Raw genomic sequence first — 20,149 nt, 5'->3', positions numbered from 1 at the left:
GAATGAATGCTGTTGCCAAGACCTTCTCCACCGAAGGTGATTACAAGATTGCCGATATCAAGCTCGCCGACTGGGGCCGCAAGGAACTGGACATCGCCGAGCACGAGATGCCGGGTCTGATGTCGATCCGCCGCAAGCACGCCGCCACCCTGCCGCTGAAGGGCGTGCGCGTGACCGGTTCGCTGCACATGACCATCCAGACCGCCGTGCTGATCGAGACCCTGAAGGACATCGGCGCCGACGTGCGTTGGGCGTCCTGCAACATCTTCTCGACCCAGGACCACGCCGCCGCGGCGATCGCCGCCTCGGGCACCCCCGTGTTCGCCTGGAAGGGCGAGTCGCTGGAGGAGTACTGGGACTGCACCCTGGACGCACTGACCTTCACCCTGCCCGACGGCACCCTGACCGGCCCGGAACTGGTGGTCGATGACGGCGGCGACGTCACCCTGCTGATCCACAAGGGCTACGAGCTGGAAAACGGCAGCGACTGGGTCAACGAAAAAGCCGCCTCGCACGAAGAACAGGTCATCAAGGACCTGCTCAAGCGCGTGGCCAAGGAGCGTCCGGGTTACTGGGCGCGCGTGGTCAAGGACTGGAAGGGCGTCTCCGAAGAGACCACCACCGGCGTGCACCGCCTGTACCAGCTCGCCCAGGCCGGCACCCTGCTGATCCCGGCGATCAACGTCAACGACTCGGTCACCAAGAGCAAGTTCGACAACCTGTACGGCTGCCGCGAGTCGCTGGCCGACGGCCTCAAGCGCGCGATGGACGTGATGCTGGCCGGCAAGGTCGCCGTGGTCTGCGGCTACGGTGACGTGGGCAAGGGCTGCGCCGCTTCGCTGCGTGCTTACGGCGCGCGCGTGGTGGTCACCGAGATCGACCCGATCTGCGCCCTGCAGGCGGCGATGGAAGGCTTCGAAGTCAACACCATCGAATCCACCCTGGGCCGTGCAGACCTGTACGTCACCACCACCGGCAACAAGGACATCATCCGCATCGAGCACCTGAGCGCGATGAAGGACCAGGCCATCGTCTGCAACATTGGCCACTTCGACAATGAAATCCAGGTCGATGCGCTGGTCGGTTTCCCGGGCGTGCAGCACGTCAACATCAAGCCGCAGGTGGACAAGTACGTGTTCCCGAACGGCAACGCGATCTTCCTGCTCGCCGAAGGCCGCCTGGTCAACCTGGGCTGCGCCACCGGCCACCCGAGCTTTGTGATGTCCAACTCGTTCGCCAACCAGACGCTCGCGCAGATCGACCTGTGGGCGAACAAGGACAGCTACGAGAACAAGGTGTACCTGCTGCCGAAGAAGCTGGACGAGGAAGTGGCGCGTCTGCACCTGGAAAAGATCGGCGTGAAGCTGACCACCCTGAGCCAGGAACAGGCCGACTACATCGGCGTGCCGGTGGAAGGTCCGTTCAAGCCGGAGCATTACCGCTACTGATCGGCCTGCCGATCCGGTTGCGTTGAGCACAGACGGGCGCCGAAAGGCGCCCGTTTTCGTGGCGGTATTCCCTCAGTCCTGGCCGAAACACCTGCGGTCGTCGTTGAGGACGGCCTGACACTGCCCGGCGAAGTCCGCCTGCCAGCGCGACAGCGTGAATCCTTCCCGTTCCTGGAAAGACACCGTTTCGCCAGCAAGCACGTAGCAGCGGTTCTGCGATAGTCGCAGCGCCGTCAGAGCATCACCGGCGGCCCAGCATTCATCGATGCAGGCCTGCATCAGCGCGTAATCCGGATTGGTCTTGGCGCCGCCAAAGGCGAAGCCCATCCGCTGCACCAGGGCGATCACCGGATCAGTGCTGGCCGGGGCAGCGCGCAGGATGCGCAGCACGCCGGGCTCGGGAATGCCAAATGCCCAGTTGGCAAGCACGGCCGAACGTGCCGCATCGATCGCCGCATCCTGCTGCCCTTGTCGCATGTACTGGCTTGCCAGCAGCGCCCAGCCCTGCTGAAGCTCCGGGAACGCCGTGCATGCTGCGCGCAGCAGTTCAATGGCCTGCTCGACCTGCCCCGCCAGCACCTGCGCACGCGCCTGCTCCAACTGCTCGGTTTGCGAACCGGGATCTTCGACCTCATGCTCGCCATACTCGCCCTCGTTCAATACCAGCCAGTGCGAGAACACCTGCACCGAGGAATGGCGCAGTTCCATACGCCATTCGTCATGGAACATCTCGCAGACGAAAGGCGCATCTCCCTCACGCCCCAACGGCCAATACAGCCCGAAACAATCGCCGTTGCCAAGCGCGCCTTCCGCGATCGACACAAACCCCTGCGGGGGATACGGTCCGCGCGCCACATCACTGTCGAAACTGAGCGCGTTGCATTGACCTGAGAGGCGCATGGGATCTTTCCAGACGGGAACGCCGCCATTATCGCCGCGATCGCAGTAGCCCCGGTCAAGGCAGCCGGTCCGCACCGCGTTACGATGCACCCATGACCCCGGCCATCAACCTGCTCAAGAAGCACGGCATCGTCCACAGCGTGCTGTCCTACCCACATGATCCCGATGCCGACTCCTACGGCGGCGAAGCGGTGCAGCAGCTCGGGCTGGACCCGGCGCAGGTGTTCAAGACCCTGCTGGCCAGCACCGAAAAGCACGAACTGCTGGTGGCGATCGTGCCGGTCAGCGGCACGCTGGACCTGAAGGCGCTGGCCGAAGCGGCCGGCTGCAGGAAGTGCGAGATGGCCGACGTGGAGCAGGCACAGCGCGCCACCGGCTACCTGGTCGGCGGGATCAGCCCGCTGGGGCAGAAGAAAAAGCACCGCACGTTCCTCGATGCCAGCGCGCAGGCGCTGCCCACGCTGCATGTGAGCGCCGGCCGGCGTGGGCTGGAGGTCGCAGTGGCACCGGCCGACCTGCTGCAGCTCACCGATGGCAGCTATGCCGCCATCGGTAGGACCCGCTGATGCGCTGGCCCTTCTCCCGGGCGCCAGCGGCCCCTACCGAAGGACCCGGCGCCCAGCACCTGCAGGCGCTGTTGTCGTCGGACCCCGACCGCATCTACAGCGCTGCCTGCGCCATCGCCCAGCTCCGCGATCCGGCCGAACTGGACGCGCTTGCGCCGTGGGTCGAACGCATCGGGCGCGCTACCGCACACATCGGGCTGGGCGGCGCAGTGTTCGCCAACAACCATCACCTGCAGTTCGCGCTGCGGCGGCTGCGCTTCTGGCGGGATCGGGCAGGTTGCCTGTGCGCGCTGTATCCGCACTACCCGTTCTTCGATCCGCGCCGCGAGGCCACCCGCGGGCACGTGGTCATCGATGCGGTAGGTGAAGCCGGGGGCGGCTGGGGTGAAGCGCGTTCGGTCACCTGCGTGGACTGCTCGGCGCACTGGCTTGCCACCGACCGCGAGTACCACTACCCGTGGTGGGAGTGGACCTTGGCCCTTCCAACCGTTGAAGAAACCCCAGCGCATGCCTGAGTTCATCGCCACCGTCATCCACGTCGGCGCGGACGACGGCGTGCTGCTGGCCGGCCTGGCCGACCACGAACACGACACCCGCCGCTACCTGCTGCTGCAGAAGGCCGAGCATCCCGATGCGCAGGACATCGCCCTGGGCCTGGACGGCGTGCATGTCTGCCTGCACGCGCAGGCACGCTCGGCCTACGGCGGCATCCAGTCTGCGCAGCTCCCGGCCGGCGCACTGGTGCTGCACCTGGATGCCATCACCACCGATGCGCTGGGCCTGGCGGCTTCGCCGCTGCGCATCGCCCTGGCGGCGCCGCCGGAGGACGTTGCCGCATTCGCCGCGATGCTGCAGCGCATGGGCATCCCGGTCGACGCCTGATAGACCCGGAGTGGCACGCCATGCGTGGCGGCGTCTCGCCCCGGCACCGCGTGCAGCCACCCATGGGGTGGCTCTACCCGGGCAGGGCGGTTACGGCCGCCAGTTGGCGTTGCGCTCCCAGAACGCCACCGCACGCTGGTAGGCCTCGCGGTCCAATGGCACCCCGGAACCGCCCTCGTCCACCCCCAGCGCGTTGCGCATCATGGTGATCGGCGCCATCGGCACTTCTTCCGGCTCGGCGGTGTAGATGCAGCCGACGATGCCCCAGTCTGCATCGATCGGCGAGCCTTCCAGCGCGAGTTGCCCGGCGCTGTACAGGATCACCACCAGGTACTTCGCGCGCGGCGACTCCACACCCTCGAACCAGCGCACCAGCACCGGCAGCTCGTTGCAGTTGCGCGCCTCGTAGCCGGTGTGGAGCTGGTGGCGGTTGGCGTCGGTGATCGGCACGGTCAGGCAGCGCGTGGAGGTCCAGTTTTCGTAGACGAACAGCTTGCAGAACGGCGCATAGCCATCAAGCACCTTCAGCGGCGCGTGCGTGTTGAGATGCGCCTGGAACTGCTCGGCGGTGCAATCCTGGAGGGTGTTGCCGCGTGGGGTACGCGGGAACAAGCGGGGACGGGCGAATTCGGTAAGGATGATGGACATGGGGAACGCGGCAGCCAGAACAGGCGCACAGGGTAACCGGTCGACCCGGCGGCCAATCCCCGATAGCCTATTTTTTACATTCATCGCGATGAAGCGATATGATATCCCCACACCCGTCGCCGCCGCCGCCATGACCGCCATCAGCTTCGAGTTCTACCCGCCCAAGACCGACGAGCAGCGCGCCCAGCTCGACCGTACCGCGAGCAAGCTCAAGGCGTTTGCGCCCGAGTACGTGTCGTGTACGTTCGGGGCCGGCGGCTCGACCTTGAGCTACACCTCCGAAACCGTCCGCCATCTCAAGCAGCACCACGGTTTCGAGGCCGCGCCTCACTTGTCCTGCGTCGGCGGCAGCCGCGAAGAGATCCGCGAACTGCTCAAGCTGTACCGCGCGATCGGTTGTCGGCGCATCGTCGCCCTGCGCGGTGACCTGCCGTCGGGCATGGGCCACCCCGGCGACCTGCGTTACGCCTCGGACCTGATCAGCTTCATCCGCGCCGAGCACGGCGACGCGTTCCGGATCGAAGTGGGCGCCTACCCCGAAACCCATCCGCAGGCCAACGACGCGCTGCTTGACCTGAAGCACTTCAAGACCAAGATCGACGCCGGCGCGGACGCGGCGATCACCCAGTATTTCTTCAACGCCGATGCGTACTTCCACTTCGTCGACGCGGTGCGCAAGCTCGGGGTAACGGTGCCGATCGTGCCGGGAATCATGCCGATCTCCAATTTCAGCCAGCTGCGCCGGTTCTCCGAGCAGTGTGGTGCGGAGATCCCGCGCTGGATCGGCCGGAAGATGCAGGCCTTCGGCGACGATGCCGAATCGGTGCGCGCGTTCGGTGCCGAGGTGGTCGCCGGACTGTGCGAGCGGCTGGTCGCCGGCGGCGCGCCGGGGCTGCATTTCTACACGCTCAACCTGGCCAAGCCGACCACCCAGGTGCTCAAACTGCTGCGCCCTTGAAGCACGCTCAAATCGCTTGCAGATAACGCTGGCACCGCTACGCTGCTGCGATGAAAGCGTTCCTCCTGACCCTGTTGTGCGCCCTGTGCCTGCCAAACCCGGCGTCGGCAAAGGCGCAGCGCGTCAACCGCTGCACCAACGCCCAGGGCCAGACCGTGTTCACCGACCGCAGCTGCGATGCGCTGGGCGCTACCGCACGCATGCCCGCGCATGCACCGACGGTGGGCAACACCGGCATCTATCGCGCCGGCTGCGCGCGCCGGCTCAGCGAACTGACCGGGCAGATCCGCGATGCGGTCAGCCTGCAGGACGTCAACCGGCTGTCCTCGATCTACCTGTGGAACGACGTGTCCAACGCCACCGCCCGCCACATCATCGGACGGCTGGAATCGGTGGTGCAACGGCCGCTGGTGGATATCGCCCCGGTGTATCCGGCCAGCGATGAGAGTGCGGTGGCGGCGCCTGCCGCTGCGTCGGTGCCGGGTGGCGATGGGCAGCCGCTGGCGGAGGTCACGCCGCGCCGGCCGCGCCCGGTAGGGCTGCGGCTGGAGCAGACCCTGGGCAGCACGGCAACGCCGGCGCGCACCGTATTCGGGCTGCGGCGGCAGTACGGGTGTTTCTGGATCACCTTGTAGCGGCGGCTGGCTGGGGTTGCCGGCCAGCGGCCGGCACTACCGGGTTGCGGGGTTGCGGGTTGCAGGCGGCCGGCGGCCGGCGGTCCGATCAGGCGGGCCACAGCGCCCGGATTGCAGCGATGCCCTGGGCGCCATGCCGGCGCGCCTCGCCGATGTCATCCGGATGCAATCCTCCCAGCGCGTACAGCGGCAGCGACACCTGTTCGCGCAGTCCTTCGAACGCCTCCCAGCCCAGCGCGCTCGCGCCGGGATGGCTGGGGGTGGCCTGGACCGGGCCGAGCACGGCGAAATCGCAGCCCAGCCGCTGCGCGGCCTGCAACTGCGCCAGATCGTGGCAGGACGCCGCCACCAGCTGTTCGGCTGGCAGCGGGCGCGCGTCCAGCTGCAGCAGCTGTTCGCCGCCCAGGTGCACGCCAACGCCGAGCCGGCGGGCCAGTGCGATGTCACGGTTGAGCAGCCACTGCACGCGGCCGCGATGGGCGCCGATGGCCTGTTCGGCCAAGGCCACCCGTGCCGGGCTGGTGGGGGTGCGCAGCTGGATGCGGTTGGCACCGGCGGCCACCGCCTGCGCCAGGCACTGCTGCCAGGCCTGGTGAGCCTGGGCGTGGTCGGCCTCGGGTTCGGGGGTGATCAGGTAGCGGTCGGGGTGGCGCAGCGCGGCCACCACCGGCAGGTCGGCCGGCGGCATCGAGTAGCGCGCCAGCTTGTCCGGGGCCACCCAGGTGATGGCCTGGCCTTCGCGGCCGCGCGGTGAGCCCTTCCAGCTGCTGATCCGGCGTACTTCCAGCCGCAGCCGCTTGTCCGGGTAGAGCTGCGGTACCTCCATGATCCACTCGCCGATCTCCGCCTCGATGCCCAGCTCTTCGCGCAGCTCGCGCACCAGGGCCTGCTCGGAGGTCTCGCCCGGCTCACGCTTGCCGCCGGGAAACTCCCAGAGGCCGGCCATGTCGCTGTTCTCGGTACGGCGGTTGAGCAGGATGCGGCCGCGGGCGTCGGTGATGACGCCGGCCACGACGTGGATCGATCGTTTGGGGGATGGCATGGGGTGAGCATGCCCAATGGCACCGGGGTGGTGCAATGCCGGCGTGCGCAACGCGGGGTCCAGCGCAGCGGGCGGGCGATCCGCCACAGCACGCCGGACGACGGGTCTTGCGGGGTTGGCAGACGAACGAAGGGCCCCTTGCGGGGCCCTTCGCGATCATGCATCAGGGCGCGGCGTCGGTCAGAACGACACGTTCCAGTTCAGCTGCGCGCCCAGCTCACGCTGGCCATCGCCCGCACGGCCCTGCGCGAACAGGGACAGACGGCTGTTGTCGGTGACATGCACCGATACACCCAGTTCGGCGATGCCCACGTTGCGCGCCAGTGGCAGGCCGCTGACGGTGAAGCGGTCGCTGCCGGCGACGAAGCGGTGGCGCGAGTCGGCACGCAGTTCGCCACTGGCGTTCTGCCAGGCCAGCCCGGCCTCCAGGCGGGCAGCGTCGGTCTGGCCGCCGCTGATGTCCCACGAGGCGCGGATACCGGCCGTGGTGGTCCACACCTCGTCCTTGCTGGCATCGATCGCCAGTGCCGCACTGCCGCCGGTTTCCACGCCGGCTTCGGTCGACAGGCGGGTGTAGGCGATGGCAACGTACGGGGTCAGGGTGAGCGCGTCCAGTTCCATGTCCCAGCCGCCCTCGGCGAACACCGACACAGCGTGCGCGTTGTAGCTGCTGTTGAGCGCCTGTGCCCAGCTGGTGCCGGTACCCACCATGCGCCGGGTATCCAGGTCGTAGTCGGCATAGCTGGCACCACCGTTGATCCACAGTTCCTCACCGCGGAAGCCGGCGTACAGGCCGCCGTGCACGGCATCGACCTCGGTGTTGGCATGGCGGTCATCGATCTGCTGACGCAGCGACTCCGACCCTGCCGCCAAGCCGACCGTCCACGCGCCGCCGACGGTCCAGTCGACGCCGGCCATCAGGCCCTCGCGGTGCTGGCGGGTGCGCGCGGCGGAGCCGTCCGAATCCTGGCGGGTAGCGGTACCGGCACCTGCCACCCACGCCGACGGGCCCGACGCGGCCATGCTCGGATCCGGGCGCAGACGCTGGGCGATGCCTTCGCGCAGGAAACGGTCTTCCAGCAGCAGGGCGCGGCTGCTGGCGTGGAGTTCACCGGACAGGTCGTCGAACGCGTCGCGCGCGCCGGCTTCATCCAGCATCAGCAGGCCGTTGTACAGCGCCAGCGCCTGGCCGGACTGCTGCAGCGAATCCAGCGCCGCTGCGGTGGCGCGCTGGTTGCCGGTGGCCGCCACCGCGCCGAACACGATCGGCGGATTGCCGCCATTGCCAGGCGTGCCCGGGTTGCCGGGATCCACCGGGGTCACCGGATCGACGGGGTCGACGGGGTCCACCGGCGTACCGCCCGCATCCTTGACCGCGATGGTCAGCTGCACCTGGTTGTCGGTGTAGGCCAGGGTCGGGGCCAGGAAGGCCGACTTGGACACCACCTCGTCGAACGCGCCCTGCACGCCTTCCGCCGCATCGAGGATCGTGTAGGTCTGGCCGTTCTGGTAGCTCACCGCCGGGTCCAGGCCGGTGATGCGCACGCTGGCGTCGGCGGTGTTGAGCAGGTTCGAGCCACGGCCCAGGTAGGCCTTGCCGGTGACGGTGAGGCGATCGCTCTGACCGTTGCCGAGCACGTCCACGTCGAAGAACGACGGACCGCTGATCGCACCGCCGGGGGCGCCGTTGGCACTCAGGTACAGATCGCCGTCGATGGTCATCGCGCCGATGCCGTTGTGGCCCGGCGACAGCGTGCCGCCGTTGTATACGTAGGTTTCGCCAACGGTGGCGTTGCCGGCCAAGGTGCCCTGCCCGCTCACCGTCACTGCCGAGCTGCGCACGGTCTCGGTGCTGCTGCCGTAGTCGATCTGCTGCTGGAAGCCGGCGCTGCCATTGAGCACCAGGGTGCCGCCGGAGACGTCGATCTGCTGCATGAAGGCCTGGCTGCTACCGACGTATCCCTGGCCGGTGTACGTGTCCGAATCGATCTGCAGCGCACCGCCCGTCACCTTGATGTCGCCGCCGAAACCGGTCAGATCGCCATTCAACGTGGTGCTGCCGGCGATCTGGGTCACTGCCCCGCCGGTGTAATTGTTGCCGCTGACCACGCTGGCAAGGGTGTTGGACAGGGTGATGTCGTCGGTGTGGTTGAACACCAGGCCGCCCGAGGCGACCTGCATGGCGATGGTGCCCTGCAGTTCGCCGGCCGCTTCGGCTGCGCGCCACAGCGGACCATCGTTGGCCACCGACCAGGTCTGCATACCGCCACCCACGGCCACATAGCCCGAGGTGCCAAGGGTCAGCGTGGTACCTGCCGCTACGCGACCGCCGTTGCTGACGCTGAGGACGCCGTAGGGCTCACCGACCAGATGTGCGCCAACGGTGATGCCGTTGGCGGCCTCGATCGCCGCGCCGGCACCGCTCACCCGGACCTGCTGGTCGTAGCGCTGGGGAGCGTTGAGCATGGTGTTGGTGCCACCGGAGACCAGCAGCGTATCGGTGGCGACCAGCGCGCCGTCGAGCACGTCCACGTTGGTCCGTACATCCAGTTCACCCAGATTGCTCCAGCGGCTGCCCGCGCCGGTCAGTGTTGCCACGCCGGTATCGCTGTAGGAATCCTTGATCCGTGCGCTGTTGGAACGGATCTCGCCGCCATCGCTCACCAGCAGGTGGGTACTGGTCATGACCCGGTCGCCGCTCAGCAGCGAGCCCGCGCCGGACACTTCAATGCGGCCGACGCGGGCCGCGTTGCTCGGCAGGCCCACGTTGTCTTCGGCGGTGACGTTGCCGGTGACCGCGACCACGCCGCCGTTTTCGATGCGCAGCGCACCGTCGCCACTCCCGGACACGCGCATCAGGGACGCGTTCACCGTCGACCCGGTGCCAGTGACCTGCATCGAACCGCTGCCGCCCTGTGCGTAGCCGATATCCAGGTCCTGCGTGGCCAACTGGCCGCCGTTGACGACCCTGACCGTGCCGTCGCCACCGCTCGCCGTGCCGGTCCGCAGGCCACGGCCGGCGTCGACCGCGCCGCCGTCGATGTTGAGCGTGCCGTTGCCGGCCTGCCCCACCAGCAGATAGTTGTCGGTAACCGCCAGTTGGCCGCCCGCGACAACGTTCACCAGACCAATGCTGCCCGCCTCGGACCCGATGGCCAGGCCGAACTCGCCGGCCGCCGGCGTGGCGACCTTGGTGGTCTCCACCCGGCCACCGTTGCCGATGGTCAGCACGGCACTGCCCTCACGGCCGACCAGCATCTGGCGGGCGCTCAGCAGCGAACCGGCACCCTCCACCAGGCCAACGCCGAAGGCGTCGACGCCGTAACCGAAGGAGACGGTGCCGCCGGCAACGCTGGCGGTAGCGCCGTTGAGGAGTTCCAACGTGCCGTTGCCGGCGTCACCGACGCGCACCGAGGCACTATTGACCGTCAGCGAAACGCCCGCGCCCTGTGCGCGCAGCGTGCCATCGCCGCCGACGTTGGTGCCCAGCGACACCAGGTCATTGGAAATGATCGAGCCACCCGGGCCGAGGTCGACCACCACCGGACCGTTCGGGCCGATACGCAGGCCGTCGGCGTAGACGCGCGAATCCGTAACGGTTTCGTCGCTGTCGAAATCGAACACGGCCGCGAACGCGGACTGTGCCGGCACGGCGGCAAGACCCAGCGCAACCAGCATGGCCGCGCTCAATGCGGAGCGTCGACGGGTACCGCCAACAACGGGTGCGGGGCAGGTATGCGAAGCGGTCAGTTCGGATGCAACCTGCATCAAGCCGGTGGTGTGGTTGAACACCAGGCGATAAATCCTGTTCATGAAACTCCATGTAAGTGGACTCAGGGGCGCGGCGATTCCACATCGTGTGGAACGCAATGTCGCGGCAATTTCCAACGTGCTCTGGCTTAAAAAACACGGGGACGCAGAAAGTAAATGCATTCATTGAAACTGCCCATCGGACGCGTCTTAGTGCGATGTGGGGATGCCCTGAATCGCGGGTCAGAGTTCCCTGATAATTCGTCTTAAGCGCTACACATCACACATCGCAGTGCGATGCAGCGCGCTTTGGAACAAGAACAAAAGAGTTCTTCTGCCAAATGGAAGCAGCGTCTTGTTGCTCAGAGGTACACGGCGATACGCATGTGACTCGGTGGTCCCGGCGCGATGAGGATCTGTGGCGCCTCCGATCAGGATTGTCGCGCGCGTGAGGGCCCCGTAGCGGCCGGTAGACCCCTGGTGCAAATGTCCCCCGGCCTGCGGCCTCCTCCTTGATTTTGCCCAAGAGCCTACCGGCCGCTACGGGGCTCGGCTTGCGGTAAGCAGGGGGAAGCCAGGCTTTTCTGGCCTTGGTCGGTGGGTCGGGCGCTGGGCCCCATGCCCTTGGAGGCGAAATAAAGGCGGAGGCCGCACGCGGCCGGGGGCGTCGCCGGAAAGGGCATGGGGCCCAGCGCCCGACCCACCGACGGCCACGTCTGGAAAAGTTCGAAGCACGCCACGTGCTTTCCATGCGCAATGAGAAAAAACCCAAAAAAAAGCCCCGCATCCGCGGGGCTTTTTCAGCGTGCGTCAGATCAGGTCAGGTCAACTGACCGTGGCAGTGCTTGTACTTCTTGCCGCTGCCGCACGGGCACGGATCGTTACGACCGACCTTGGGCTCGTCCAGCCGCACCTGCGCTACGCCGTTCTGCGACGCTTCGACCTGCGCGGCCTCTTCGTCGGCGCTGTAGCTGCCAGCGTCCTGATGCTGGAACTGCGACTGCAGCAGACGGGCTTCCACCTGCTGGCGCTCGGCAGCTTCCAGCGCGGCCACTTCCTCTTCGCTGCGGATGCGCACGCGCGCCAGCAGGGTCACCACTTCGCGCTTGACGTTCTCCAGCATTTCCGAGAACAGCTCGAACGCTTCCTTCTTGTATTCCTGCTTGGGCTGCTTCTGCGCATAACCGCGCAGGTAGATGCCCTGGCGCAGGTAATCCATGCGTGCCAGATGCTCCTTCCAGCTCTGGTCGAGCACGGTCAGCATCACGTGCTTCTCCAGTGCGCGCATGGTCTCATCGCCCACGCCGGCTTCCTTCTCGGCGAAGTGTTCGTCGACGCGCGCCTGGACCTTCTCGGCGATCGCTTCGGCGTCCAGTTCCTCGTGAAGCTTGACCAGCCCCACCAGGTCCATCTGTACGCCCAGATCCGACTCCAGCGTGGCTTCCAGACCCTTCAGGTCCCACTGCTCGTCGATCGAGTTCGGCGGCACGAAGCGCGCCACGATGTCGTAGATCACATCGCCACGGATACCGTCGACGTTTTCCTTCACCGACTCCGCATCGAGCAGTTCATCGCGCTGGGCGTAGATCACCTTGCGCTGGTCGTTGTTGACGTCGTCGAAGTCCAGCAGGTTCTTGCGGATGTCGAAGTTGTGCGCTTCCACCTTGCGCTGCGCCTTCTCGATCTGGCGGCTGACCAGGCGGTCCTCGATGACGTCGTCTTCCTTCATGCCCATCATGCGCATCGCCTTCTGGACCCAGTCCGAGGCGAAGATGCGCATCAGGTTGTCTTCCAGCGACAGGTAGAAGCGGGACGAACCCGGATCGCCCTGACGGCCGGAACGGCCACGCAGCTGGTTGTCGATACGACGCGATTCGTGGCGCTCGGTGCCCACGATGTGCAGGCCGCCGGCGGCCTTGACCACTTCATGGCGGGCCTGCCACTCGGCCTTGACCTGGGCGCGCTGCGCGTCGCTGGCGTCTTCGCCCAGCTCGTGCAGCTGCGCTTCCAGCGAACCGCCCAGCACGATGTCGGTACCGCGACCGGCCATGTTGGTGGCGATGGTCACAGCACCGGGCATGCCGGCGTTGGCGATGATGGTTGCTTCGCGATCATGCTGCTTGGCGTTGAGCACCTCGTGGTGCACACCGGCCTTGCGCAGGTGCTCGGACAGCATTTCCGAGGTTTCGATCGAGGTGGTGCCCACCAGCACCGGCTGGCCGCGCTCGTTGCAGGCCTGGATGTCGGCCAGCACCGCGTTGAACTTGCCGTTGCGGTTGAGGAACACCTGGTCCGAACCGTCCTTGCGGATGGTCGGGCGGTTGGTCGGGATGACCACCACTTCCAGGTTGTAGATGCTCTGGAATTCGTAGGCTTCGGTATCGGCCGTACCGGTCATGCCGGACAGCTTCTTGTACATGCGGAACAGGTTCTGGAAGGTGATGCTGGCCAGCGTCTGGTTCTCGCGCTGGACCGGCACGCCTTCCTTCGCTTCCACCGCCTGGTGCAGGCCATCGGACCAGCGACGGCCGGCCAGGGTACGGCCGGTGAACTCATCGACGATCACCACTTCGCCATCGCGCACGATGTAATCGACGTCGCGCTGGTAGATGGCATGCGCGCGCAGGGCGGCATTGAGGTGGTGCACCACGGTCAGGTTCTGCGCGGCGTACAGGCCTTCGGTCTCGGCGTTGAGGATGCCCGCCTCGACCAGCAGCGCTTCGGCGTGCTCCATGCCCGCTTCGGACAGGTGGACCTGCTTGCCCTTTTCATCGACCCAGAAATCGCCCTCGCCTTCCTCGGCTTCCTGTTTGATCAGGTGCGGGACGACGCGGTTGACGCGGATATACAGCTCCGGGGAATCATCGGCCGGGCCGGAGATGATCAGCGGGGTGCGCGCTTCGTCGATCAGGATCGAGTCGACTTCATCGACGATGGCGTAGTGCAGGCCGCGCTGGTAGCGGTCGGCGCGGGACAGCGCCATGTTGTCGCGCAGGTAGTCGAAGCCGAATTCGTTGTTGGTGCCGTAGGTGATGTCGCTGGCATAGGCCTCGCGCTTGTCGCCGTGCGGCATGCCCGGGTACACCACGCCCACGCTCAGGCCAAGCCAGTTGTACAGCTTGCCCATCTGCGCCGAGTCACGGCGTGCCAGGTAGTCGTTGACGGTGACGACGTGGACGCCCTTGCCTTCCAGCGCGTTGAGGTACACCGGCAGCGTGGCGACCAGGGTCTTGCCTTCACCGGTGCGCATTTCGGCGATCTTGCCCAGGTGCAGGACCATGCCGCCGATCAGCTGGACATCATAGTGGCGCATGCCGAGCACGCGGCGGCTGGCTTCACGGCAGACCGCGAACGCTTCCGGGAGCACCTTGTCCAGGGCTTCACCGTCAGCGATGCGCTGCTTGAACTCCGGGGTCTTGGCCTTGAGCTGCTCGTCGGAGAGCTTTTCGATTTCCGGCTCCAACGCATTGACCTTGGCGACGATGCGGTTGAGCTGGCGCAGCTGTCGTTCATTACGACTGCCGAAGACGCGGGTAAGCAGGCTGTTGATCATTGAAGGAACCGGTTGGAATGAGACGCCCCAACGGCGACGCTCCCCCGGGGGAATCGTCCGCCGCAAACGAAACAGGGCGCACTGCGCCCTGTCTATGGCAACACCCATTGTAGCTTGGGTCGGGGGCCTGGCGTTTCAAGCACCCCCTTCCGAAGCGAAAATCCGCGATCAGCCGCGCGAAACGCGCCCGACCGGGGTATTGCCGCCGTCACCGAGGAACTTGCGCGGGTTGACCACCTGGCCTCGCTCCCACACCTCGAAGTGCACGTGGGCACCGGTGGAACGGCCCGTGGAACCGGCCTTGGCCACTTCCTGACCGGCCCGGACCAGGTCGCCCGGCTTCACCACCAGGCGCGAGTTGTGCGCGTAGCGGGTCACATAGCCGTTGCCGTGGTCCACGTCGACCACGTTGCCGTAGCCGCCCTTCACGCCGGCGAAGCTGACCACGCCGTCGGCCACCGACATCACCGGGTCACCGACCTTGGCATGGAAGTCCATGCCCTTGTGGGTGGCCGCACCGCGACCGAACGGATCGCTGCGGGTGCCGAAGTTGGAGGTGATGTAGGTATTGCGGATCGGCATGCGGCCGGGCACCGCATTCTGCTCGAGCTGATGGTCGAACATCAGCGATTCCATCACCGACAGCTGGCGGCCTGAAGCAGCGAAGCGCTGCTCCAGCACCTGTAAGTCGGCGTTGACCGCGCTGACCGGGATGTCCTGGGTGGGGCCGGGCTCGCCTTCACCGAGGCCGGGGGTCTCGTTGAAGTCGAATTCGCCGTCCTCCAGCTTGCCCATCTGGGTGAGCCGTTCGCCCAGGGCGTTGAGACGGGTGGCCTGCGCCTGCAGTTCACCCATCCGCGCTGCCAGCGCGTTGACCTGGGTCTGGGCGTCTTTCTGGGCCTGCGCCAGCTCGCGTTCCTGCTGGGCGACCTTGGCGTGGAGCCGGGAATCGTTGAACATGCTGCCACCGATACCGGCACCGAAGCCGATCAGGCAGCCTACCCCCAGCACACTGCCCAGCAGGGCCCGGGGTGAATCCTCGAAGTAGAAACGCAAACGCGCCAGCGGCGTCTTGGCCTTTCCTTCACGCGTTTTGATTACGATCTTTTTGAATGCCATCAGTGAGTTTTCATGTCTGAGCCGAAATCCAGTGCCCGTTCCCCATCAACGCCGAAGCCGGCGCTGGATGCGGTGATGGCGGATAAAGCCGGTAACCCGCTGCGCCGCGCCTTGTGGCTCGACGCGCTGGACCGTCAGTTACGCCCCCATTTACCGCCTGCACTGGCCACCCGTTGCCGGCTGGCGAATGTAAACGGCGAGCACCTCGTTTTTCTCGTCGACTCCCCCGTGTGGCACGCCAGGTTGCGGCTTGCCGAAGCACAGTTGATCGACGCGGCCCGGTCCATCGGGCTGAAGGTCACCAAGGTGACCGTCAAAACTGCGCCTGCCCCTCCTCCCCGCTCCCCAGCGGTTGACAACCGGAATGGCCCCCACGCAGTTTCAGCCGCCACGCACAAAGGGCTACGCGACGCGTTGGCTTGCCTGAAGGACATGGACCTCTCCAAATCCTGAAGGCATCGGGGCATCCGGCCCCTTCCCCGACGCGTCACGAACATGTGAACTTGTCAGGGAACCGGCCTGCATCGTAGCCGCGGAACGTCGCCCAGTCGTTAGTCTTTTATTAAATTTGCGTTAAATTCAGCAAGAACCTCGATCAGGTTCACAAATCCGTGACCCACGTCGGCCAATGGTTCATCGACGTCAAGAAACCAGCGGGTTCGACCCCGAAACGCTAAACGGCGCCTTGGGCGCCGTTTGTTTTTCAATACATTCAATGGGTTGCGGAAGATCAGGCGTAGGCCGGGACACTGTAAACGACCGGGGCCGTGGCCGCCGCCGCGTCATAGCTGACCCACTCCCAGGCGCTGGCATCGGCCATCAGGGCCCGCACCAGCTTGTTGTTGAGCGCATGGCCGGACTTGAAGCCTTCGTAGGCACCCAGCACCTGGCCACCGGCCAGGTACAGGTCGCCGATCGCGTCGAGGATCTTGTGCCGCACGAACTCGTCGGCGTAGCGCAGGCCGTCGTCGTTGAGCACACGGAATTCGTCGAGCACGATGGCGTTGTCCATCGACCCGCCCAGACCCAGGTTGCGCTCGCGCATGTACTCCAGGTCGCGCATGAAGCCGAAGGTGCGCGCGCGGGAGATTTCCTTGGTGTAGGCGGCCGTGGAGAACTCGATCTCGGCGCGGGACTGCTTGGCCGGGATCATCGGATGATCGAACTGGATGGTGAAACCGAGCTTGTAGCCCTCATAGGGCTCGAAGCGGGCGACCTTGTCGCCTTCGGTCACTTCCACGGTCTTGAGAATGCGGATGAAGCGCTTGGGTGCGTCCTGCTCGGCGATGCCTGCCGACTGCAGCAGGAACACGAACGGACCGGAAGAGCCGTCCATGATCGGCAGCTCGGCCGAGGACAGTTCCACGATGATGTTGTCCACGCCCAGGCCGGCCAGGGCCGACATCAGGTGTTCGACGGTCTGGATCTTGGCGTCGTGGTAGGTCAGCCCGGTGCACAGGGTGACTTCGGTGACCAGGTCCGCGCGCGCGGGCACTTCCACCACCGGTTCCAGATCGACCCGTCGGAACACGATGCCATGGTTGACCGGTGCCGGGCGCAGGGTCATGTAGACCTTGTCACCGCTGTGCAGGCCAACGCCGGTGGCGCGGATCGTGTTCTTGAGGGTTCGTTGCGGAATCATGGGGAGCAGGACCGGGAAAGCGCGCGGTCAGCGCGACGGTGACAAACAAGAATAACACGCACTACCACTACCCCTTTCTGAACCGAAAAACGGGCAGCGCCGCACACACGTGCCGAGGCACGAAGGCGGCAGACTGCCGGGCCGATCCTGGCCCGGCAGCAAGGGACATGGAGGCGTCAACCGGGGAGGACAAGACCCCGGCATGCACGCGTCAGTCCGCCTGGCGGCGCAGGAACGCCGGGATGTCCAGGTAATCGTTGGGCAGTTCAGCAGCCGCGGGGCCCGAGGACGACGGCGCCGACGGAGCCACGGTGTCCGCGCTGGGACGACGCAGGCCCATCCCCATGCCCATGCCGCCGACGGCCTTGGACACGGCATCGCCGCCGGTGTCGAACTCGCCGAACTCCGGCTGGCCGGTGGTGGCGTTGCGGACCAGCTTGATCGGCGCGCGCTCGCCCGGACGCTGGGTCTTGGCAGCCACGGCACGGTTCAGGCCGGTGGCGACCACGGTCACGCGGACTTCGTCCTGCATGTCCGGATCCAGCACGGTACCGACCACCACGGTGGCGTCTTCGGAAGCGAAGCCATCGATGGTGCGGCCGATCTCGTCGAACTCGGCCATGGTGAAGTCGGCGCCGGCGGTGATGTTGACCAGGATGCCGTTGGCACCGGCCAGGTTCACATCGTCCAGCAGCGGGTTCTGGATGGCGGCTTCGGCGGCGGCCTGGGCGCGGTCATCGCCACGGGCGGTGCCGGTGCCCATCATCGCCAGGCCCATTTCGGACATGACGGTGCGCACGTCGGCGAAGTCGACGTTGATCAGGCCCGGACGCACGATCAGGTCGGCGATGCCCTGCACGGCGCCCTGGAGGACGTCGTTGGCGGCACGGAAGGCCTGGATCATGGTGGCGTTGCGGCCCAGCACGGTGATCAGCTTTTCGTTGGGGATGGTGATCAGCGAATCGCAATGCTGGCTCAGTTCCTCGATGCCCTTCAGCGCGACCTGCATGCGGCGACGGCCTTCGAACGGGAACGGCTTGGTGACCACGGCGACGGTCAGGATGCCCATCTCCTTGGCCAGCTGTGCAACCACCGGCGCGGCGCCGGTGCCGGTGCCGCCGCCCATGCCGGCGGTGATGAACACCATGTCCGCACCCTGCAGGGCATCCATGATGCGCTCGCGGTCTTCCAGCGCGGCCTGGCGGCCCACTTCCGGATTCGCGCCGGCGCCCAGGCCCTTGGTGACGTTGGTACCCAGCTGCAGCTGCAGCTTGGCACCGCAATTCTTGATGGCCTGCGAGTCGGTGTTGGCGGTGATGAATTCCACGCCGTCCACACTGGTGCTGACCATGTGCGCCACCGCGTTGCCGCCGCCGCCGCCCACGCCGATCACCTTGATCACCGCATTGGGTGCCATCTTTTCAATCAGTTCGAAATGCGCCATGTCCGTGTCCTCTTGATGCCGTTTACGCGGGACGGGGGCGTTGGAGATTCCTTCTCCTGTCCTCCCCCACCGTCGTGCCGGCGAGTTGTAGTTGGTTTGCCCTGGCCGGTTCGCACCGGTTGCGGCCGTGTTGCCTGCTTCAATGAACGGCCGGGGGGCCGCGGTGTTGCCTGTGTTCCAGTTACATCGCACTGCGTGGTGTTGCCGGTGGTGCGTGGACTGCGTGGAATTTTCGGGAACTGCTTATCGCGTGTTGCATGTGTACTGCGTGTCAGTACCGCGCTCAGAATTCGCCGCGGAACCAGGTCTTGAGTTTCTTGAACATGCTGCCGGCGCGCCCGGTGGGCAGCGACGGACGGCGCGGGTGTTCGATCTGGCTGCCCATCAGCAGCAGGCCTACGCCGGTGGCGTGGACCGGATTGCCGACCACTTCGCCCAGCCCGGTAACGTGCTGCGGAATGCCAACGCGTACCGGCATCTGCAGCATTTCCTCGGCCAGTTCGACCACGCCTTCCATCTTCGAGGCACCCCCGGTGAGCACCATGCCGGCACGCACCAGTTCCTCGAAACCGGAACGGCGCAGTTCGGCCTGCACCATCTCGAAGATTTCCTCGTAACGGCCCTGCACTGCCTGGGCCAGCGCGTGGCGCGGCATCCGGCGCGGCGGACGATCGCCGACGCTGGGCACCTGGATGCTCTCCTCGGCGGTGGCCAGCTGGGCCAGGGCGCACGCGTAGCGCACCTTGATCTGTTCGGCTTCCGGGGTCGGGGTGCGCAGCATGTGCGCGATGTCGTTGGTGACGTGGTCACCGGCGATCGGCAGCGACGCGGTGTGGCAGATCGCGCCCTGCACGAACACGGCCAGGTCGGTGGTGCCGGCGCCCATGTCGACCAGCACCACGCCCAGCTCGCGCTCGTCGGCGGTCAGCACGGCCACGCTGGAGGCCAGCGAAGACAGCACCAGATCGTCGACCTGCAGGCCGCAGCGCTGCACGCACTTGGAGATGTTGGCCGCGGCCGACTGCGCGCACACCACCAGGTGCGCGTGCACCTCCAGGCGCACGCCGGTCATGCCGACCGGGTTGCGGATGCCTTCCTGCGAATCGTCCAGCACGTACTCGCGCGGGATCGCGTGCAGGATCTTCTGGTCGGCCGGGATCGCCACGGCCTTGGCCGCATCGAGCACGCGGTCCAGGTCGCCCCAGGTCACTTCACCGTCGCGGATCGGCACGATGCCCGGCGAGTTCTTGCACTGCACGTGGTTGCCGGAGATCGAGGCATACACCGAGCGGATTTCGCAGCCGGCCATCAGCTCGGCCTCTTCGACCGCGCGCTGGATGGACTGCACCGTCGATTCGATATCCACCACCACGCCGCGCTTGAGCCCGCGCGATTCGTGCGAGCCGATGCCGATGACCTCGATCGGATTGCCCGGCGAATACTCGCCGACCAGCGCCACCACCTTGGAGGTGCCGATATCCAGTCCGACGATCAGTGATTTGTCACCCTTGCGATTCATGTCCTGTCCTGCGCCGGTTTCGGCGCGGTTGCGGCCGGGGTAC

At 66.4% G+C, this 20,149-nt stretch carries 16 protein-coding genes; 7 read left to right on the top strand and 9 right to left on the bottom strand.

Going from position 1 to position 20,149, the window contains the following annotated elements:
• Nucleotides 1-2 precede the first annotated feature (2 nt).
• Nucleotides 3-1,448 carry an adenosylhomocysteinase gene (ahcY, locus tag NR101_RS06815; protein ID WP_256774926.1) on the top strand — a complete coding sequence of 482 codons (1,446 nt, stop codon included), beginning with the start codon at nucleotides 3-5 and terminating at the stop codon, nucleotides 1,446-1,448.
• A 72-nt stretch (nucleotides 1,449-1,520) separates the two neighbouring features.
• On the opposite strand, the gene NR101_RS06810 is transcribed toward ahcY, so the two are convergent.
• The gene (locus NR101_RS06810; protein ID WP_256774925.1) at nucleotides 1,521-2,438 is read right to left on the bottom strand and encodes a hypothetical protein; all 918 of its coding nucleotides are present in this window, start codon (nucleotides 2,436-2,438) and stop codon (nucleotides 1,521-1,523) included.
• A gap of 2 nt (nucleotides 2,439-2,440) precedes the next feature.
• On the opposite strand from NR101_RS06810, the gene ybaK reads away from it, so the two are divergent.
• Genes ybaK through NR101_RS06795 form a run of 3 tightly spaced genes read left to right on the top strand, consistent with a single transcriptional unit; the run spans nucleotide 2,441 to nucleotide 3,796 of the window.
• The gene (gene ybaK, locus NR101_RS06805) at nucleotides 2,441-2,914 is read left to right on the top strand and encodes a Cys-tRNA(Pro) deacylase (RefSeq protein WP_256774924.1); all 474 of its coding nucleotides are present in this window, start codon (nucleotides 2,441-2,443) and stop codon (nucleotides 2,912-2,914) included.
• Nucleotides 2,914-3,429 (top strand): hypothetical protein, encoded by a 516-nt coding sequence (locus NR101_RS06800; protein ID WP_256774923.1) that lies wholly within the window; start codon nucleotides 2,914-2,916, stop codon nucleotides 3,427-3,429. The genes ybaK and NR101_RS06800 overlap by 1 nt, the downstream gene beginning before the upstream one ends.
• A complete protein-coding gene (locus NR101_RS06795) occupies nucleotides 3,422-3,796 on the top strand; it encodes an Imm10 family immunity protein (protein WP_256774922.1) in 375 nt (124 codons plus the stop codon). Before NR101_RS06800 ends, NR101_RS06795 begins: the two co-directional genes overlap by 8 nt.
• A gap of 90 nt (nucleotides 3,797-3,886) precedes the next feature.
• Here NR101_RS06795 and NR101_RS06790 read toward each other — a convergent pair whose 3' ends face one another.
• Nucleotides 3,887-4,444: a DUF3228 family protein gene (locus tag NR101_RS06790; protein ID WP_256774921.1), complete on the bottom strand. Its 558-nt coding sequence runs from the start codon at nucleotides 4,442-4,444 to the stop codon at nucleotides 3,887-3,889.
• A gap of 130 nt (nucleotides 4,445-4,574) precedes the next feature.
• Here NR101_RS06790 and metF point away from each other — a divergent pair, with 130 nt between their 5' ends.
• Nucleotides 4,575-5,402, top strand: a complete 828-nt coding sequence (gene metF / locus NR101_RS06785) for a methylenetetrahydrofolate reductase [NAD(P)H] (protein WP_256775022.1) — start codon at nucleotides 4,575-4,577, stop codon at nucleotides 5,400-5,402.
• Between the two features lie 50 nt (nucleotides 5,403-5,452).
• A complete protein-coding gene (locus NR101_RS06780) occupies nucleotides 5,453-6,037 on the top strand; it encodes a DUF4124 domain-containing protein (protein ID WP_256774920.1) in 585 nt (194 codons plus the stop codon).
• A gap of 88 nt (nucleotides 6,038-6,125) precedes the next feature.
• On the opposite strand, the gene NR101_RS06775 is transcribed toward NR101_RS06780, so the two are convergent.
• The 4 genes from NR101_RS06775 to NR101_RS06760 form a co-directional block, all read right to left on the bottom strand.
• Entirely contained in the window at nucleotides 6,126-7,079 is a 954-nt protein-coding gene (locus NR101_RS06775; RefSeq protein WP_256774919.1) for a Nudix family hydrolase, read from the bottom strand.
• A gap of 180 nt (nucleotides 7,080-7,259) precedes the next feature.
• Entirely contained in the window at nucleotides 7,260-10,892 is a 3,633-nt protein-coding gene (locus NR101_RS06770) for an autotransporter domain-containing protein (protein WP_256774918.1), read from the bottom strand.
• 757 nt (nucleotides 10,893-11,649) lie between these two features.
• Nucleotides 11,650-14,382: a preprotein translocase subunit SecA gene (secA, locus tag NR101_RS06765; protein WP_256774917.1), complete on the bottom strand. Its 2,733-nt coding sequence runs from the start codon at nucleotides 14,380-14,382 to the stop codon at nucleotides 11,650-11,652.
• Nucleotides 14,383-14,550: 168 nt separating this feature from the next.
• Nucleotides 14,551-15,501 carry a M23 family metallopeptidase gene (locus tag NR101_RS06760; RefSeq protein ID WP_038690496.1) on the bottom strand — a complete coding sequence of 317 codons (951 nt, stop codon included), beginning with the start codon at nucleotides 15,499-15,501 and terminating at the stop codon, nucleotides 14,551-14,553.
• Nucleotides 15,502-15,513: 12 nt separating this feature from the next.
• Between NR101_RS06760 and NR101_RS06755 the strand changes: the two genes are divergently transcribed.
• Nucleotides 15,514-15,954, top strand: a complete 441-nt coding sequence (locus NR101_RS06755; RefSeq protein ID WP_256774916.1) for a DUF721 domain-containing protein — start codon at nucleotides 15,514-15,516, stop codon at nucleotides 15,952-15,954.
• A 277-nt stretch (nucleotides 15,955-16,231) separates the two neighbouring features.
• Here the strand turns inward: NR101_RS06755 and lpxC are convergent, their stop codons facing one another.
• The 3 genes from lpxC to ftsA form a co-directional block, all read right to left on the bottom strand.
• Nucleotides 16,232-17,143 (bottom strand): UDP-3-O-acyl-N-acetylglucosamine deacetylase, encoded by a 912-nt coding sequence (lpxC, locus tag NR101_RS06750; RefSeq protein WP_256774915.1) that lies wholly within the window; start codon nucleotides 17,141-17,143, stop codon nucleotides 16,232-16,234.
• A gap of 211 nt (nucleotides 17,144-17,354) precedes the next feature.
• Nucleotides 17,355-18,587, bottom strand: a complete 1,233-nt coding sequence (gene ftsZ / locus NR101_RS06745; protein ID WP_256774914.1) for a cell division protein FtsZ — start codon at nucleotides 18,585-18,587, stop codon at nucleotides 17,355-17,357.
• Nucleotides 18,588-18,870: 283 nt separating this feature from the next.
• On the bottom strand, nucleotides 18,871-20,106 hold the full coding sequence (gene ftsA, locus NR101_RS06740; protein WP_017355446.1) for a cell division protein FtsA: 1,236 nt from the start codon (nucleotides 20,104-20,106) through the stop codon (nucleotides 18,871-18,873).
• Nucleotides 20,107-20,149: the final 43 nt, after the last annotated feature.

This window comes from Stenotrophomonas sp. Ste86, assembly GCF_024519465.1.
Taxonomy (GTDB): Bacteria; Pseudomonadota; Gammaproteobacteria; order Xanthomonadales; family Xanthomonadaceae; genus Stenotrophomonas.
Note: the sequence above shows the minus strand (reverse complement) of the source record. Positions and strands in the feature narration are given on the sequence as shown.

Coding starts and splice junctions, on each gene's coding strand:
- metF (WP_256775022.1), top strand. CDS start 4,575: ATGACCGCCATCAGCTTCGAGTTCTACCCGCCCAAGACCGACGAGCAG.
- secA (WP_256774917.1), bottom strand. CDS start 14,382: ATGATCAACAGCCTGCTTACCCGCGTCTTCGGCAGTCGTAATGAACGA.
- ahcY (WP_256774926.1), top strand. CDS start 3: ATGAATGCTGTTGCCAAGACCTTCTCCACCGAAGGTGATTACAAGATT.
- NR101_RS06780 (WP_256774920.1), top strand. CDS start 5,453: ATGAAAGCGTTCCTCCTGACCCTGTTGTGCGCCCTGTGCCTGCCAAAC.
- NR101_RS06790 (WP_256774921.1), bottom strand. CDS start 4,444: ATGTCCATCATCCTTACCGAATTCGCCCGTCCCCGCTTGTTCCCGCGT.
- NR101_RS06760 (WP_038690496.1), bottom strand. CDS start 15,501: ATGGCATTCAAAAAGATCGTAATCAAAACGCGTGAAGGAAAGGCCAAG.
- NR101_RS06775 (WP_256774919.1), bottom strand. CDS start 7,079: ATGCCATCCCCCAAACGATCGATCCACGTCGTGGCCGGCGTCATCACC.
- lpxC (WP_256774915.1), bottom strand. CDS start 17,143: ATGATTCCGCAACGAACCCTCAAGAACACGATCCGCGCCACCGGCGTT.
- ybaK (WP_256774924.1), top strand. CDS start 2,441: ATGACCCCGGCCATCAACCTGCTCAAGAAGCACGGCATCGTCCACAGC.
- NR101_RS06800 (WP_256774923.1), top strand. CDS start 2,914: ATGCGCTGGCCCTTCTCCCGGGCGCCAGCGGCCCCTACCGAAGGACCC.
- NR101_RS06770 (WP_256774918.1), bottom strand. CDS start 10,892: ATGAACAGGATTTATCGCCTGGTGTTCAACCACACCACCGGCTTGATG.
- ftsA (WP_017355446.1), bottom strand. CDS start 20,106: ATGAATCGCAAGGGTGACAAATCACTGATCGTCGGACTGGATATCGGC.
- NR101_RS06795 (WP_256774922.1), top strand. CDS start 3,422: ATGCCTGAGTTCATCGCCACCGTCATCCACGTCGGCGCGGACGACGGC.
- NR101_RS06755 (WP_256774916.1), top strand. CDS start 15,514: ATGTCTGAGCCGAAATCCAGTGCCCGTTCCCCATCAACGCCGAAGCCG.
- ftsZ (WP_256774914.1), bottom strand. CDS start 18,587: ATGGCGCATTTCGAACTGATTGAAAAGATGGCACCCAATGCGGTGATC.